The organism is Lactococcus sp. EKM203L (assembly GCF_011800585.1).
GTDB classification, from domain to species: domain Bacteria; phylum Bacillota; class Bacilli; order Lactobacillales; family Streptococcaceae; genus Lactococcus; species Lactococcus lactis.
In genome coordinates, this window is record NZ_JAALEQ010000009.1 from 57,719 (window position 1) to 72,192 (window position 14,474).

Genomic DNA, 14,474 nt, shown 5'->3' on the forward strand with positions numbered 1-14,474 from the left:
CAAGGACTTCTTCTTTTATTTTTGTTATTTCACAATTTGTTTGTTTTTTATCAGTAAAATTCTTCTGGCAATAATTTTTCTGCTAATTTAATGTTATCAGAATAGTCCAAAGGAACGTCAATTACCACTGGTCCAGTAGTATCTGGAATTGATTTAAGAATTTCAGCAAGTTCTTCTTTGCTATGTGCACGGTAACCTTTTGCTCCCATTGCTTCAGCATATTTTACGTAATCAACATAGCCAAAATCAACGGCTGCTGAACGACCATATTTCATTTCTTCTTGGAATTTAACCATATCATAATGGCCGTCATTCCAGATAATTTGAACGATTGGAAGATTCAAACGTACAGCTGTTTCCAACTCTTGCCCTGTGAAAAGGAAGCCGCCATCACCAGAGTGTGAATAAACTTTTTTACCTGGGCGCAACAATGCGGCTGTAATTGCCCAAGGAAGTGCAACTCCGAGTGTTTGCATTCCGTTTGAGAAGAGGAGATGACGTGGTTCGTATGATTTGAAATGACGTGCCATCCAAATGTAGAGTGAACCTACGTCAACGGTTACTGTTTCATCATCTTTGACGATTTCTTGGAAAGTGCTAACCAAATCAAGAGGGTGCATTCTACCTTCTTCAGTATTTTCAGTATCAAATTCGTGTTGCTCAGCAACTTCATGAAGGCCATCGAGATAATCTTTTGTTCCTTTTGGAATTTTGTATCCACGAACAGCTGGTAAAAGATTATCCAATGTTGCTGCGATATCACCAATTAATTCACGTTCTGGTTGGTAGTAAGTATCAATTTCAGCAATGGCATTATCAATAACGATAATTCGACTATCAATTTCTGCATTCCAGTTACGAGCTTCATATTCAATTGGGTCGTAACCAACAGCAATAACAAGGTCAGAACGTTTCAGAAGCATATCTCCTGGTTGATTGCGGAAAAGACCGATACGTCCATAAAAAGTATGTTCTAAATCATGTGAAATAACCCCTGCACCTTGGAATGTTTCAACGACAGGAATATTAACATGAGTTAATAGATTACGCAATGATGAAGCGACTTTAGCATCTGAAGCACCAGCTCCAACCAAAATTACTGGCAATACAGCATTTTTAATTGCTTGTGCTAAATAATTAATGTCATCAATAGAGGCATTCCCCATTTTAGGGTCTGAAAGTGGTTGAATCGCTTTGATTGATACTTCGGCATCCGTTACATCTTGGGGGATTGATAAGAAAGTTGCACCTGGATGTCCTGATTTTGCAATACGATAAGCATTGGCAATTGATTCAGAAAGTGTATCAGGGTCAAGAACTTCTGCTGAATATTTTGTTGCTGATTGCATCATTCCAGCATTATCCATTGATTGGTGCGCACGTTTAAGACGGTCACTTCGTTTAACTTGTCCACCGATAGCCAAAATAGCATCACCTTCTGATGTCGCGGTCAAAAGCGGAGTCGCAAGGTTTGATACACCAGGCCCACTCGTAACAACTACTACACCAGGTTCGCCAGTCAAACGACCAACAGCTTGAGCCATGAAAGCAGCTCCTTGCTCATGACGAGTCACGACCATTTGAGGGCCTTCTTCATTTTCTAATAAATCAAAAACCCGGTCAATTTTTGCTCCTGGAATCCCAAATACATATTTCACTTTATGGTTAATCAAACTATCGACAACCAAGTTTGCCCCAAATTGTTTCTCAGACATTTTTTATTTTACCTCTATTTGTTCTAATTCATATTTCATAATCTCTTGGATTACTTCACAATCATTTTATCAGATAATAGGACCTTTTACAATTATTTTGACGCAAGTTTGTGAAATTTCTAGCTTACAATAAAAATAATTACTGACAGCTTTGTCAGTAATTATTTTTTAAGTCTGTCAGTAAATTTCTCATATTTTCATCATCCGGAACAAGTTCCAAATATTGTTCAATAATTGGTTCTGTTTTAGAAATTTGACCAATTTCTTTAAGAAAATCAATATAGTCTTCTAAAAACTCTGGATTCTCTGACAGATTGGTTTGAATGAGTTCTTCATACAAAGCAGCCGCTTCAGAATCATTTTCCAAAGCTTTATGTGCTCCTGCAAAAAGCCATTTAGCTAATAAATGTTCATCTTCTAAAAGCTCTTCGAGATTAATGACAGCTTCAAAATCTTCTTCGTTGAAGTATAAATTAGCAAGCAAAAAGACTGTTTCGTCATGTAATTCTGGTAAATTTAAAGCATCCATGAGATAACGTTCTGCTGCAGCTTTGTCCTTAAGTTTGAAACTAATTTTTGAAGCGAAGTGTAAGAGAGGAACGGCATTAGGATTTTTTTTCATCCCTTTCTTTGCCATTTCTAGTGCAGCTTCAAATTCTTGATTAGCTTCTAGGGTTTGGGCATAGGCTAATTCATAGTTCAAAAATTCGACATCCATTTTTTCTAATCGTTTTAAATTAGCAATGGCTCTTGTTTCATTATGAGTTTCTCCATAAAGAAGAGCAATTTTATACAAGGTTTCCGGTTTTTCATCAAATTCAAGTGATTTTTCAAGAAATGATATGGCATTCTCAAAATTACCTAATTGGGCATAAGAGTCACCAATTCTTTGATAAATAGAAATTTTTGTTTCATGTAAAATTTTGCGTTCTGAAAGTTTTGCATATTCGGTAATGGCAGCTGAATAATCACCTTGTTCAAAGTAGGACTCAGCCAAAGCAAAAGTAATCAGAGGAGAATCCGATAATTCTCTTGCTTCTTCTAACTTAGAAATTGCTGTTTCAAAATCACCTTCAAATTGGTATAAGTCAGCAATTTTGACTAAAGCAGCAATATAATTTTCATCATTCGCCGGGATTTGATAAAGATAATTCAATGCTTCATCCAAATTACCGTTATCTTCTGCAATTTCTGCTAAGTTAATCAGGTAATCAGTTGTTTCCGGATCTTCTGACATGATTTGGTCATAAATTTTTTGACTTTCATCAATGAAACCCATCATTTGTAAATATTCGGCTAGGTCAGCCAACATTTCACTATTATCATTTTTTAACGCTTTGGCAAGTGAATTTTGCATTCCAATCAGATTTCCCTGATGTAAGAAATCAATTGTATCTTCTGAATAAGACATTTTTCTCCTTATTTTTTATTCTATTAATTACTCATTTACTTCTTCTGTAGCCGTTTCTTCACGATAAAGAACTGAAATTTCACGGTACCATTCGTAAACATGGACAATAATAACTTTCAAAGTTGCATAGAATGGAATAGCAAGTAATACTCCCCAGACACCCAGAATTTGACCCGCTGTCAGTAAAACAAATAATATTGTAATTGGATGAATTGACATTTGTTTTCCAAGAACTAAAGGAGAAATAAATCTTCCTTCAAGTGTTTGCTCAATAATAAGGACAATGATTACTTTTACAAGCATCAAAGGTCCACCAATTGCTAAACCAACAATTACCATTGGGATAGCAGCTAAAAATGAGCCTAAAAATGGAACTAAATTCAAAAATCCAGCGGTGATTGCTAAAGCAACTGCATAACGCAAACCAATAATAGGTAAACCAATCATAAACATGATAGCAACCGCTATTGCGACCAAAACTTGGCCACGGACATAATTTGAAAGCTGACTATTAATTTCGTGCAAAACTTTTGAAGTTTCTTTACGCCAATCATTTGGCAATAAATGAGTGACAAAACCATTTAATCTTTGACCATCTCTCAATAAGTAAAAAAGAACAAATGGGAATACAATTAATGAAATTAAGATACTTGTTGTTTTACTGATGAGATGTGAAAGAGTCGTAACAGCATTAACAGAGAAAGCTTTTGACCAATCAATCAATTGATTACCAATTGACTTAGCAAACTGGTCAACTTGTGGTCGAAATTGTTCAAAATGTGGATTTTTTGCTAAAGCATTAATCTCTTTTTGAGCTGTATTGACATAGTGCGGGACTGACGAAGCAAAATTATCTACTCCACTGATAATATTAGGAATAGCAACAATTAAGCCCCAAGCAATCAAAGCTGCAATTATTAAGAAAAGAACAATAATCGTAACAACTCGTGGGACTCTTTTCTTTTCCAAAAAATCAACAATTGGGTTAAGAAGATAATAAAATACAGCTGCCAAAATAACGGGCAGCGAGATAACCGTTATAAATTCTCCAACAGGTTTAAAAATAAATCCAACTTTATTAAGTAAGAGAATATTCAGTAATAAGAGAAGGACGATTGCTAAAGCTGCAACTACTTTATTATTAATAAACCACTTGAAAAACCAAGAGGCTTTGAAACCTCGGTGTTGTTCTTGTTCCATATTTTTTTCCTAATTCTTTTTTTAGAATTACTGACAGATATTGTTCAAAGTCTTTTTGTTTTTCTGTCAGTAACTTTTTTCTAGTTCATAATATTGAATCTGTAAAAAAATCTTTTTGTCAGTAATTTTCCAACCGTTGTGATTAAAAATTCTTGTCAGTTCTTTTGGCTGATAGACTTTTACATCTCCTTCTGTTGAAAATTTATTAAGTCGCCAATTATAGGCTTTTGTAATAAATGGAATATGAATCTCAGCGATGACCAATTTCCCCTCTGGTGCTAGCAGTCGTTTAGCTTCTGCTAAAAAAACTTCAGGTGAAGGAAAATGATGAAAACTCGCTGAACAAATAATCAAATCAAAATTAGCATCCTCAAAGGGAATTTTTTGAGCAGAACCTTGCTTAAAAGTAAAATTAGGATGCTTAGCTTGAGCAATTTTTATCATTTCTGACGAAATATCTAAGCCACTTCCAAAAATTTTCTCTTTTTGATTTAACATTGCCAAAAGCTTTCCATTAGCACAACCAACATCTAAGATTCTTGAATCTTTTTCAACTTTTAAATGTTTTATAATAAATCTCTTGAAAAAACTGGCTAAAAATCCATCAAAACTATGATCAAAACGACTCGCAATATGGTCATAAAAGTCTTCAGATTCTCTTTCGTAATCATGAGTCTTTTGAGCCATTTTAGTCCTCCATCAAAGGTTTAGCGAATTCTGCAATCATGCTCTCAGCGCATTTCAAACCGTCAATACCTGCTGAGACAATTCCGCCAGCAAAACCAGCCCCTTCACCTGAAGGATAGATTCCTTTTGTCGAAACAGATTGATAATTTTCTTCATCACGATTAATTCTGACCGGTGAAGATGAACGAGATTCAACTCCTGTCATTACAGCATCAGAAAGGGCAAAGCCATGCATTTTTTTATCTAATCCAATAATTGCTTCACGCATCGATTGTGTAACATAGTCTGGGAATAGTGATTCAAGATTAGTTGGTTTCACTCCCAAAGCATAACTAGGTTCAACTGATCCCATTGCTTTAGATGCTTTTCCATCAAGAAAATCTCCAACAAGTTGAGCTGGTGCTTGATAATTAGAACCACCTAATTCAAAGGCTTTATGTTCTAATTCCTTTTGAAACTCTACTCCAGCAAGGGGATGGTCAGTTGGAAAATCTTCTGGAAAAACTTGGACTAAAAGTCCAGAATTTGCATTTTTTTGGTCTCTAGCATGTTCAGACATCCCATTAGTCACAAGTCCACCCTCTTCTGAGGCAGCTGGGACAACCAATCCTCCTGGACACATACAGAAAGTATAAACGCCACGGCCTGATGATGCCTTATAAGTTAAGCGGTATTCTGCTGCTCCAAGACGTGGATGGTCAGCAAATTCTTTATACTGTGCTTTATTAATTAAAGATTGGGGATGTTCAATTCTGACTCCAACCGCAAAGGGTTTAGCTGTAATCGTTACCCCTTTATCATAAAGTTCTGAGAAAGTATCACGTGCCGAATGACCAATGGCTAAAATAGCCTGATTTGTTGTAATAATATTTCCGTCAGCAAGTTTTACAGCCTGTAATTTTTCATCTTCAATTAAAAATTCTTCAACTTGAGCATCAAAATGAACTTCTCCGCCCAACTCAATAATTTGTTTTCGAATATTTTTAACAATGTCACGAAGTAAATCAGTTCCGACATGAGGATGTGCCTTATATAGAATATCTTCTGGGGCACCAGCTTGTACAAACTCCTCCAAAACCTTACGACCACGTAAATCACGAACACGACTCGTTAATTTCCCATCAGAAAAAGTTCCTGCACCACCTTCACCAAATTGAACATTCGATTTTGGATTAAGTTTTCCTTCAAGCCAAAACTTATCAATTGATTTTACACGCTCGTCAACAGCTTGGCCTCTTTCAAGAACAATTGGACGATAACCATTTTGAGCCAATAATAAAGCCGCAAACATTCCTGCGGGACCAAAACCAATGACCACAGGGCGATGAAGCATTTTTTTATTTCCTATAACTGGATTGACATAATCTAATTCAGGTGCCAAGGAAACATTTTTTATTTTTTTAGACAGAATTCTTGCTTCATCTTTAAGTTTAATATCAACAGTATAAATAAAATCAATTTCGCCTCTATGTCTTGCATCAATTGATTCTTTGTAAATTCGATAATCCAGTAAGTCAGATTCTTGTAGTCTTAGTTTTTTCAAAACAAGACTTTTAACCTTACTGACAGGTTCATCAATTGAAATTTTGATTTGTGTTATGCGAATCATGATTTTCTTTCTATGAATAGGATTTATTATCCTCTTTTATTTTTTATTAAAACTAGCAACTAATTCAATATGATGCGTTTGTGGGAATAAATCAACTGGTTGAACTTTATCCAACAAATACCCTTCAGCTTCAAAGCGAACAACATCACGAGCAAAAGTTGCTGGATTACAAGAAATATAAACAATACGTCGAGGATTCATCATTGCTGCTGCTTTAATAAACCCTTCATCCAACCCTTTTCTTGGTGGATCAACAAAAATGACATCGGGTTTTACTCCCTCTGAGAGCCATTTAGGCATGATTTTTTCAGCAGTTCCAACCTCATAATGTGCATTTTCAAGTTTATTTAATTGAGCATTACGTTTAGCATTTTCAACAGCTGCTGGAACAACTTCCATACCATAGACTTTTGCAACTCTATCAGCCATACTAATTCCAATTGTTCCAATTCCAGAGTATGCATCAATAACAACATCGCCTGGTTTTAGACCCGCAAAGTCATAGGCAGTTTCATAAAGTTTTTCAGCTTGAGGTGTGTTAACTTGATAAAAGGCAGGGGCTGAAATTTGATAAGTTTTATCTAGCATCAAATCTGTGATGAAATCTTTGCCATATAATAAAATAAATTCTTTTCCTAAAATAAATGAACCCGTTCCAGAATTAATATTTAATTGAACAGATTTTATATTTGTAAACCGTTCAACCAAATGATCAATCACAAGTTCAACTTTTTCTGGAAGTTTTTTACTTGTAACGACTAAAGTAATCATCATTTCACCCGTGTGAAATGCTCGACGGACAACGATATTTCGCAACCAGCCTTTTCTCGTTTTCTCATCATAAGCTTGTAAGTTAATCTTTCGAAACTCATCGCGCAAAAAAAGAACCACAGCATCAATCTCAGGATGTTGAATATAAAAATCTTCCACAGGAATCAAAGTATGAGAATTCTTTCGATAAAATCCTGTAGTTAAAAGCCCGTCAATCATTTGGACAGGAATTTGTGCTTTATTTCGATAATTAATTGTTTTAATTGCTTCAATTACTGGTAAAACTGGATAATCCGATTTACCAGCTGTTTTTCTCAAAATATCTACTACTTGCTTATGTTTAAATTTCACTTGTTCATCATAAGATAGATGACCAAAATCTGCGATTCCGGTGCGCAAATAATCAAGGTTAAGCTGAGTAACACGATGTTTACTCTGACTTATAAATTCATCCACACGCCCAAATCCAAAAGATTTCCCAACCTTAAGCACATGCATTTTGATACGTTCCCCAGGTAAAGCATTATCCACAAAGAAAGGGAAAGAATCGATTTTAACAACTCCTTGTCCTTCATGTGTTAAGTCGAGGACTTCTGCATCAAATATATCGTTTTTCTTGAAATTTGTCATGTCCATATTATAACACATATTATCATTTGGTTCCTATAAATGAAGAGTATTTAAATTTTTGAAAAAATATACTCCATAATTCCCTAATTCTTTCACCTAAAATATAGTTAAAAGTGTAGTCAAATATTTTTCGACAATAAAAAAGCCACTCACAAGGTAAGTAGTTCTAATTTATCTAATAAAGAAAGTGTAGTCTTTATTATGAATTTACATTAACGCAAAATCTCTATTCTACGCTGAGCACTTGCATGAATGAGTTTCACTTTATTTTCTCCAAAAAGTTTTACTAATTTATCAAATTCTGCACTTTTAGCAAATTTTTCATTGTGCTTTAAATTTTTTTTACCATTTTTTTTGGCTTTCAAAGTAATATAAATTTCTTGTCCTTTTTCATTGTATGGAACAAAATTAGTCTGTTCTAAAACTATTTTTTCAATTTCCTTTTTTGATTTTGCCATTGAGAAAATACTCCTTTTTCATTTTTATTCAATAAATATCATAGCATAAGATTCCGAAAAACTTAAATATTTATCATTTTCTTACTATATTTTTAAAAAAGCAATTAAAAATTTATGTCATTTGACAAAAATGTAAGCACATGCTATATTCGTTGTTGGAGAATATCTCCACTTTAATTTTTATTGGAGGCAAATCGTAGAATGAATAAAGAAGTATTTTTAGACAAAGTAAAAAATGGTATTATTGTATCCTGTCAGGCTTTACCTGGTGAAGCTTTATATTCTGAAGAAGGTGGTATCATGCCTTTGATGGCTAAAGCAGCTGCGCAAGCGGGAGCCGTTGGAATTAGGGCAAATTCTGTAAGAGATATTAAAGAAATTCAGGAAATAGTTGATTTACCAATAATTGGTATTATTAAAAGAGATTATCCACCACAAAAACCTTTTATTACTGCTACCATGAAAGAAATAGATGAGTTAGTAGCCACTTCTTGTGAAGTCATCGCCTTGGATTGTACCTCTAGAGAACGTTATGATGGCCTAACTATTAATGAATTTATCAAATCAATCAAAGAAAAATATCCAAACCAACTTTTGATGGCAGATTGTTCAACCTTTGAAGAATGTAAAAATGCATATGAAGCTGGGGTAGATTTTGTTGGTACAACGCTTAGTGGTTATACAGATGAAAGTCCAAAACAAGATGAACCTGATTTTGCCTTACTTGAAAAACTAGTTGAGGAGAAGATTCCAGTCATTGCAGAGGGAAGAATTCATAGTCCAGAACAAGCCAAACGCGTTTATGATATTGGTGTTGATGCCATGGTTATCGGGGGAGCAATAACCAGACCTTTTGAGATTGCCACACGATTTATAAAAGCAATTGGTGAAAAATAGTAGCCCATTCATCGGAATAAAAAAAAAGACACCTCCAAAAAGGATGGTGTCTTTTTTTATGCTTATCTCTCTTTTACATTTTCTTTATTAACCTGAGATCTTTCCCAATTATCGACTAATATCTTCTTATATTGAGGTCTTTCAATCGCTGCTTTTGCATTATACTGTCTTAATTTGGTAAATGAAAATCCACTGATTAAGGCTAAACCTACAAGAAGTATCGCAATTTTCTTTGTTTTTCTCTTTATATTTTTAGAGAATAAAGCTCTAACCATAAGAATCATTAAGATACAGATAATTGTTGGTATAACAAATCTGAAACTTTTGAAAGGTGCAATTCCTAAAAATTTAGTTACTGGTGAAATAAAGTAAGTTCCATAAAAGAGTGCTGTCATTCCGACAATAACAATAGCTCTAAAGCGGCTTAACGGACGGCATAAGAGATAGAGTGAAAAGAGTTGAACACTACCAATAACCAAAGTTACATCACTGATAAACTCCTTATAATGAGTCACAAAGTGTCCATCAGTAAATGTCGTATAGATTGGGAATTTGTAGGCCAAGCTGAACATTACAAATATAGCAATCCCAATAATGATTCCCGTAGGTAGAGCATTGTCTCTAATTTTTTGGAGAATATCATCTTCATTTCTTTTTTCATCTTTTTCTAGCACAAGTAAAGCGCTAGGAATTCCGACGGTAAAGATACCCATCATCATTAAATTTATTGATTCTAATGGGAAGAGATGACGTGTAATTAACAATAGAACTGTTAAGGTAAAGATGTATATCACTCTTAGAAGATTCATACTAGCGACACGTGTAATATTATTAATTACCTTTCTTCCCTCTTTGAGAATATTTGGAAGAACAGAGAAATCATTTTTCAATAGAATAAATTGAGCAACTGACTTTGTAGCTTCATTACCGCTTCCTAAGGCAATTGGGCAATCTGATTTTTTAAGGGCAAGAATATCATTAATTCCATCACCAATCATTCCCACAGTATGACCATTTGCTTGTAAGGCAGCAATGATATCACGTTTTCTTTCTGGAGTTATGCGACCGAATATTGTCTTTTCTTCTACCACTTCCTGTAGTTTTTTTTCACTTTCAGGAAGTTCTGATAGACCAATATAATCCGCTTCTAAACCGACCTCTTTCGCAATAAGTGAAACTGTTTTTGGATGGTCACCCGAAATAATTTTAATTTGAGTCCCTTGTTTTTCAAAGTATTCTAATATTTTTTTAGCTTCTTTTTTAGGTCTGTCTTTTAAGAAAATAAGACAAAGGAGTTGGCTTTTTTCTCCCAAAACACTATGAGAGAGGGCGATAATTCTATATCCTTTTTCCAAGGCTTCCTCAATGTCAGCTTGTTGTTTTGGAGTAACATCTTTTGCTACTAAATCAAAAGCTCCTAAAATATAGTTTCCTTTATTTTTAATTTCTACAGATTGATATTTAGTTTCTGAACTAAAAGGTTGATATGAAACTAATTCAAAAGTATTTTGTTGACCACTAGTAAAATATTTTGTCAAAGCCTCCATTGAGGAATTTTGTTCTTTATCTAAGGAGATAATATATGAAATGATATCATTTGTATCAGCTTTATCATTATAGTATAGAACATTTTCAACGTTCATTTGTCCTTCGGTAATTGTTCCCGTTTTATCTAAACATAAAACGTCAACCCTAGCCAATGTTTCAATCGCTGATAATTCTTGAGTCAAAACATCCATTTGTGAAAGTTTAATGACACCTAAGGCCAAAGCAACTGATGTAAGCAAGACTAATCCTTCAGGAATTAAACTTGTAATCGTTGTTGCTGTTCCAACAATCGCCATCTTTCTTTGAGGAATCACTGACAAGTTTAATGACGAAAAGACGAACTGGTTCAGCAAAACAAGAATTGAAATAGGAATAATTCCTATTGCGATAATTTTTAAAATTTTATCAATTTGTTGTTGAATTTTTGATTTTGATTTTTTTAAAACTGAAGCTTCTTTTGTGAGCTTACTGATAAATGTATGATTCCCGACTGCCTGAACTTGTGCTTTTGAAGCACCTTGCATGACAAGACTACCTGAATAGATGAAATCACCAACATGTTTTTCAATAAAATCAGATTCTCCGGTAATCATGGATTCATCAACATCTAGTCCTTCTTCCAAGCATATCGCATCCACTGGAACCTGAACCCCTTTTTTCAGACAAATAATATCATTTAAAACAAGTTCTTCTTTTTCAATACTTACTTGTTCACCTGCTCTTATCACTTCTACTTTATCTTGTTTTAGAAAAGAAAGTTTTTCAATAATTCTTTTGGCTTTAATTTCTTGATAGATACCAATTGAGGTATTAGAAATAATTGAGAAAATAAACAGCATATTTTTATAAGAACCAATAATAAATAACACAACCGCAAGTACTAGATTGAGTAAATTAAATAAGGTCATTGAGTTTTTAATGATAATATCTTTATTTGAATTCCCAACTTTAACCGTCATGATATTCAAATTTCCAAGTCTTTTTTGTTCTTCGACTTCTGCATTTGACAGTCCTTCGGTCATGTTTACTTTATTCAATATCTGCTTTTCCTCCTAAACTAATTTCTTTAATTATTATTATATCTAAAATTTTACCTTTTTTTCTTACATTTTTGAAAGTATTTAAAAAATTATTTTATCAAAAAAGTTATTAGAAGGCTAATAATTCTAATAACTTTTTAGCTTTTAAATTATTTATTGATTATAAAAGATTTTTATTTGTTCAATATCAGACAAGTAAAAACGTCGCCTCATGCAGTGGCTAAAAAACATGCATTAAAAGACGTTTTTCAACTAAATTTATCTTTTAGAGATTAACCCTCTGGTCTGATATTAATAAAAAATGCTCGCATAAGTTCAGCAAATATTTTGACTTTTAATAGACAATCATAGCCTTAGTGAGTATGAATGATTTGTAGCATCTATTACTCTACTCTTGAATAATTAACTTTCAGTTGAATATAGGAAGAATTACTCCAAAATAAAAACCACTAAAATTTTCAAGTGGTTTTTATTTTTCAATATTCATGTATTTTAAAGAAATCAGTTCATCCTTATTAAGCCCTTTAAATACAGGAACATTTATAATATCGGACTAAGTAATCTCGAAAAGTTTTGCTTGATTTTAAGCCAGATAGATTGTTGGGCAATTTCTTCATCAGTAAGTAGCTTTGAATTTCTTAAGTCTCCCTCAAATGTCCTGCTCATCTCTTTTGCTACAGTTTCATCATAACAAAAGGCACTTATCTCGAAATTTAATTCATAACTGCGAATATCTTGATTAGTTGTACCAAATACGCCTAATTTTCCATCCATTACAAGAGTTTTAGAGTGTATGAAGCCATTTGTATAATTGTATATTTTCACACCGTGTTTATGTAGATAATTTGCGTAATATTGTGTTGCTCTAAAAATAAACGGATGGTCTGGCATATTGGGAATCATAATTCTTACATCAACACCAGAATTCGCCGCTGCTACAAGCGCTGTTATCATAGAGTCATCAGGTATCAAGTAAGGCGATTGAAGCCAAATATAGTCTTCCGCATCCATAATCATTTTAATAAAACCTGTTCTTAAGGTTTTATTATCACTCTCTGGTCCGTTAGCGACAATCTGAATATCAATGTTCCCTTCTTTTTCCGGTACCACAAAATATGAATCTTCTCTTTCAAGCTTATCTTTAGGATCTCTGACTGAAACATTCCAATCTCGAATAAATGTTTCTTGAAGACCAAAAGCTGCTGTACCAACAATTCTACCGTGTGTATCGCGCCAGAAGCCAAACTTTTTACTGTTATAAATATATTGATCACCAACATTAAAACCGCCAGTCCAACCAATTTGACCATCTATCACTACAATTTTACGATGTAAATGATAGTTGAGTCGGGTTTTTGTTAGTGTATTACGCGATGTGATAAAGGCTGTGACCTTACCTCCTGCCTCTTCCAAAGGTTTAAAGAAATCCTTTCTCGTTTTTCCTCCCCATGGATCGTAAACTACTCTAACTTCCACCCCTTCTTTAGCTTTTTCAATTAGATTATCGCGAAAAGCAGTTCCAATTTTGTCATTAAAGAATGCATAGTATTCTACATGAATATTATCTTTAGCATTCTTTATGTCGTCAAACAAGGCTGAAAATTTATCTTCTCCATTCAGATAAAAATTCACTTTATTCCCACGACAAAGTGGTGTACGTTCCATATTATTAAAATACCTTTTCAGTAATCTTTCATGGGGTGCCATTTCTTTTGGCTCAAATTTTTCATTATTTTCACGCACCCTTTGGGCAAGAATAGATAGATTATATTTATTTTCTTCTTCAAAACGATTTGTTGTTGTTCGATCAAGCCCTCTTCCTAAAAAAAGATAGCCAAGGAAACCAACCCCTGGTAAAAAGAACAAGAACATAGACCACGCAAAAATACTGGCAATAGACCTAGGTTTCCGAAAAATTGTCACAAGGGCAAGCAATGTGTTAATCGTTATTAGTGTTCCCATCAAACTATAGATTGTCGCAAGTGACATAAAATATTTCTCCATAATCTCCATAAAATAATATTATTTATCTAATTATATCAAAATTTATTGGATACTTTATGTATTTTATATAAGCAAAGTTCAAAGTTTTTTTGTAAGTATTATTGATTCATTAGTTATTAATGCATTTGTATTATCTATACCACTATAATAAACTAACTCTGAAAGTTATTTTTATTTTTTTAACTATTACATTATTGGATAAACATCTTTCTCCAAATAAAGCTTGCTATTCTCCGTCTTGTTATTATTGAAAATCATAACAAAATATAGAATTATAAATTATTTGGCAAATTTTTGGAATAAATAAAATGCCAGCAGATTGCTGACACCATGTTTAAGAGTTCTAATATATCATACTCTCTCATAATTTCAACCGAATATAAAAAACTGAAGTAATGACTCCAGTTTTTGCACGATTTTCAGATACAATTATGCTTTTGTGATATTAACTGCTTGAGGTCCACGTTGACCTTCTTCAACATCAAATTCAACTTTTTGACCTTC

11 protein-coding genes are annotated in these 14,474 nt (G+C 33.5%); 1 reads left to right on the plus strand and 10 read right to left on the minus strand.

What is annotated here, in order from left to right; translation table 11 throughout:
• Positions 1-50 precede the first annotated feature (50 nt).
• The 7 genes from alsS to HFD15_RS12025 all read right to left on the minus strand — a co-directional run bounded on the left by alsS (position 51) and on the right by HFD15_RS12025 (position 8,481).
• Positions 51-1,715: an acetolactate synthase AlsS gene (gene alsS, locus HFD15_RS11995; RefSeq protein WP_003130131.1), complete on the minus strand. Its 1,665-nt coding sequence runs from the start codon at positions 1,713-1,715 to the stop codon at positions 51-53.
• Between the two features lie 154 nt (positions 1,716-1,869).
• The gene (locus HFD15_RS12000) at positions 1,870-3,126 is read right to left on the minus strand and encodes a tetratricopeptide repeat protein (RefSeq protein WP_058208454.1); all 1,257 of its coding nucleotides are present in this window, start codon (positions 3,124-3,126) and stop codon (positions 1,870-1,872) included.
• Between the two features lie 27 nt (positions 3,127-3,153).
• Positions 3,154-4,326 carry an AI-2E family transporter gene (locus HFD15_RS12005; protein ID WP_038601026.1) on the minus strand — a complete coding sequence of 391 codons (1,173 nt, stop codon included), beginning with the start codon at positions 4,324-4,326 and terminating at the stop codon, positions 3,154-3,156.
• Between the two features lie 66 nt (positions 4,327-4,392).
• Complete coding sequence (locus tag HFD15_RS12010; RefSeq protein WP_058205671.1) at positions 4,393-5,013, minus strand: class I SAM-dependent methyltransferase; 621 nt, start codon at positions 5,011-5,013, stop codon at positions 4,393-4,395.
• Between the two features lies 1 nt (position 5,014).
• The gene (locus tag HFD15_RS12015; RefSeq protein ID WP_058208453.1) at positions 5,015-6,622 is read right to left on the minus strand and encodes an NAD(P)/FAD-dependent oxidoreductase; all 1,608 of its coding nucleotides are present in this window, start codon (positions 6,620-6,622) and stop codon (positions 5,015-5,017) included.
• Between the two features lie 36 nt (positions 6,623-6,658).
• Positions 6,659-8,029, minus strand: a complete 1,371-nt coding sequence (gene rlmD, locus HFD15_RS12020) for a 23S rRNA (uracil(1939)-C(5))-methyltransferase RlmD (protein WP_058208452.1) — start codon at positions 8,027-8,029, stop codon at positions 6,659-6,661.
• A 206-nt stretch (positions 8,030-8,235) separates the two neighbouring features.
• Positions 8,236-8,481 carry a hypothetical protein gene (locus HFD15_RS12025; RefSeq protein WP_012897766.1) on the minus strand — a complete coding sequence of 82 codons (246 nt, stop codon included), beginning with the start codon at positions 8,479-8,481 and terminating at the stop codon, positions 8,236-8,238.
• 201 nt (positions 8,482-8,682) lie between these two features.
• Here HFD15_RS12025 and HFD15_RS12030 point away from each other — a divergent pair, with 201 nt between their 5' ends.
• Positions 8,683-9,378 carry an N-acetylmannosamine-6-phosphate 2-epimerase gene (locus HFD15_RS12030; RefSeq protein ID WP_012897765.1) on the plus strand — a complete coding sequence of 232 codons (696 nt, stop codon included), beginning with the start codon at positions 8,683-8,685 and terminating at the stop codon, positions 9,376-9,378.
• 62 nt (positions 9,379-9,440) lie between these two features.
• Here the strand turns inward: HFD15_RS12030 and HFD15_RS12035 are convergent, their stop codons facing one another.
• The 3 genes from HFD15_RS12035 to HFD15_RS12045 all read right to left on the minus strand — a co-directional run.
• Positions 9,441-11,948: an HAD-IC family P-type ATPase gene (locus tag HFD15_RS12035; RefSeq protein WP_167593667.1), complete on the minus strand. Its 2,508-nt coding sequence runs from the start codon at positions 11,946-11,948 to the stop codon at positions 9,441-9,443.
• 558 nt (positions 11,949-12,506) lie between these two features.
• A complete protein-coding gene (gene cls, locus HFD15_RS12040; protein ID WP_017864450.1) occupies positions 12,507-13,955 on the minus strand; it encodes a cardiolipin synthase in 1,449 nt (482 codons plus the stop codon).
• A 444-nt stretch (positions 13,956-14,399) separates the two neighbouring features.
• Positions 14,400-14,474, minus strand: a 75-nt coding sequence (locus HFD15_RS12045) for a cold-shock protein (protein WP_161935259.1), incomplete at its 5' end; no start/stop codon positions are given.

What these genes read in the sequence shown, in the direction of transcription:
- alsS (WP_003130131.1), bottom strand. Translation starts at nt 1,715, where the DNA reads ATGTCTGAGAAACAATTTGGGGCAAACTTGGTTGTCGATAGTTTGATT.
- HFD15_RS12000 (WP_058208454.1), bottom strand. Translation starts at nt 3,126, where the DNA reads ATGTCTTATTCAGAAGATACAATTGATTTCTTACATCAGGGAAATCTG.
- HFD15_RS12005 (WP_038601026.1), bottom strand. Translation starts at nt 4,326, where the DNA reads ATGGAACAAGAACAACACCGAGGTTTCAAAGCCTCTTGGTTTTTCAAG.
- HFD15_RS12010 (WP_058205671.1), bottom strand. Translation starts at nt 5,013, where the DNA reads ATGGCTCAAAAGACTCATGATTACGAAAGAGAATCTGAAGACTTTTAT.
- HFD15_RS12015 (WP_058208453.1), bottom strand. Translation starts at nt 6,622, where the DNA reads ATGATTCGCATAACACAAATCAAAATTTCAATTGATGAACCTGTCAGT.
- rlmD (WP_058208452.1), bottom strand. Translation starts at nt 8,029, where the DNA reads ATGGACATGACAAATTTCAAGAAAAACGATATATTTGATGCAGAAGTC.
- HFD15_RS12025 (WP_012897766.1), bottom strand. Translation starts at nt 8,481, where the DNA reads ATGGCAAAATCAAAAAAGGAAATTGAAAAAATAGTTTTAGAACAGACT.
- HFD15_RS12030 (WP_012897765.1), top strand. Translation starts at nt 8,683, where the DNA reads ATGAATAAAGAAGTATTTTTAGACAAAGTAAAAAATGGTATTATTGTA.
- HFD15_RS12035 (WP_167593667.1), bottom strand. Translation starts at nt 11,948, where the DNA reads ATGACCGAAGGACTGTCAAATGCAGAAGTCGAAGAACAAAAAAGACTT.
- cls (WP_017864450.1), bottom strand. Translation starts at nt 13,955, where the DNA reads ATGTCACTTGCGACAATCTATAGTTTGATGGGAACACTAATAACGATT.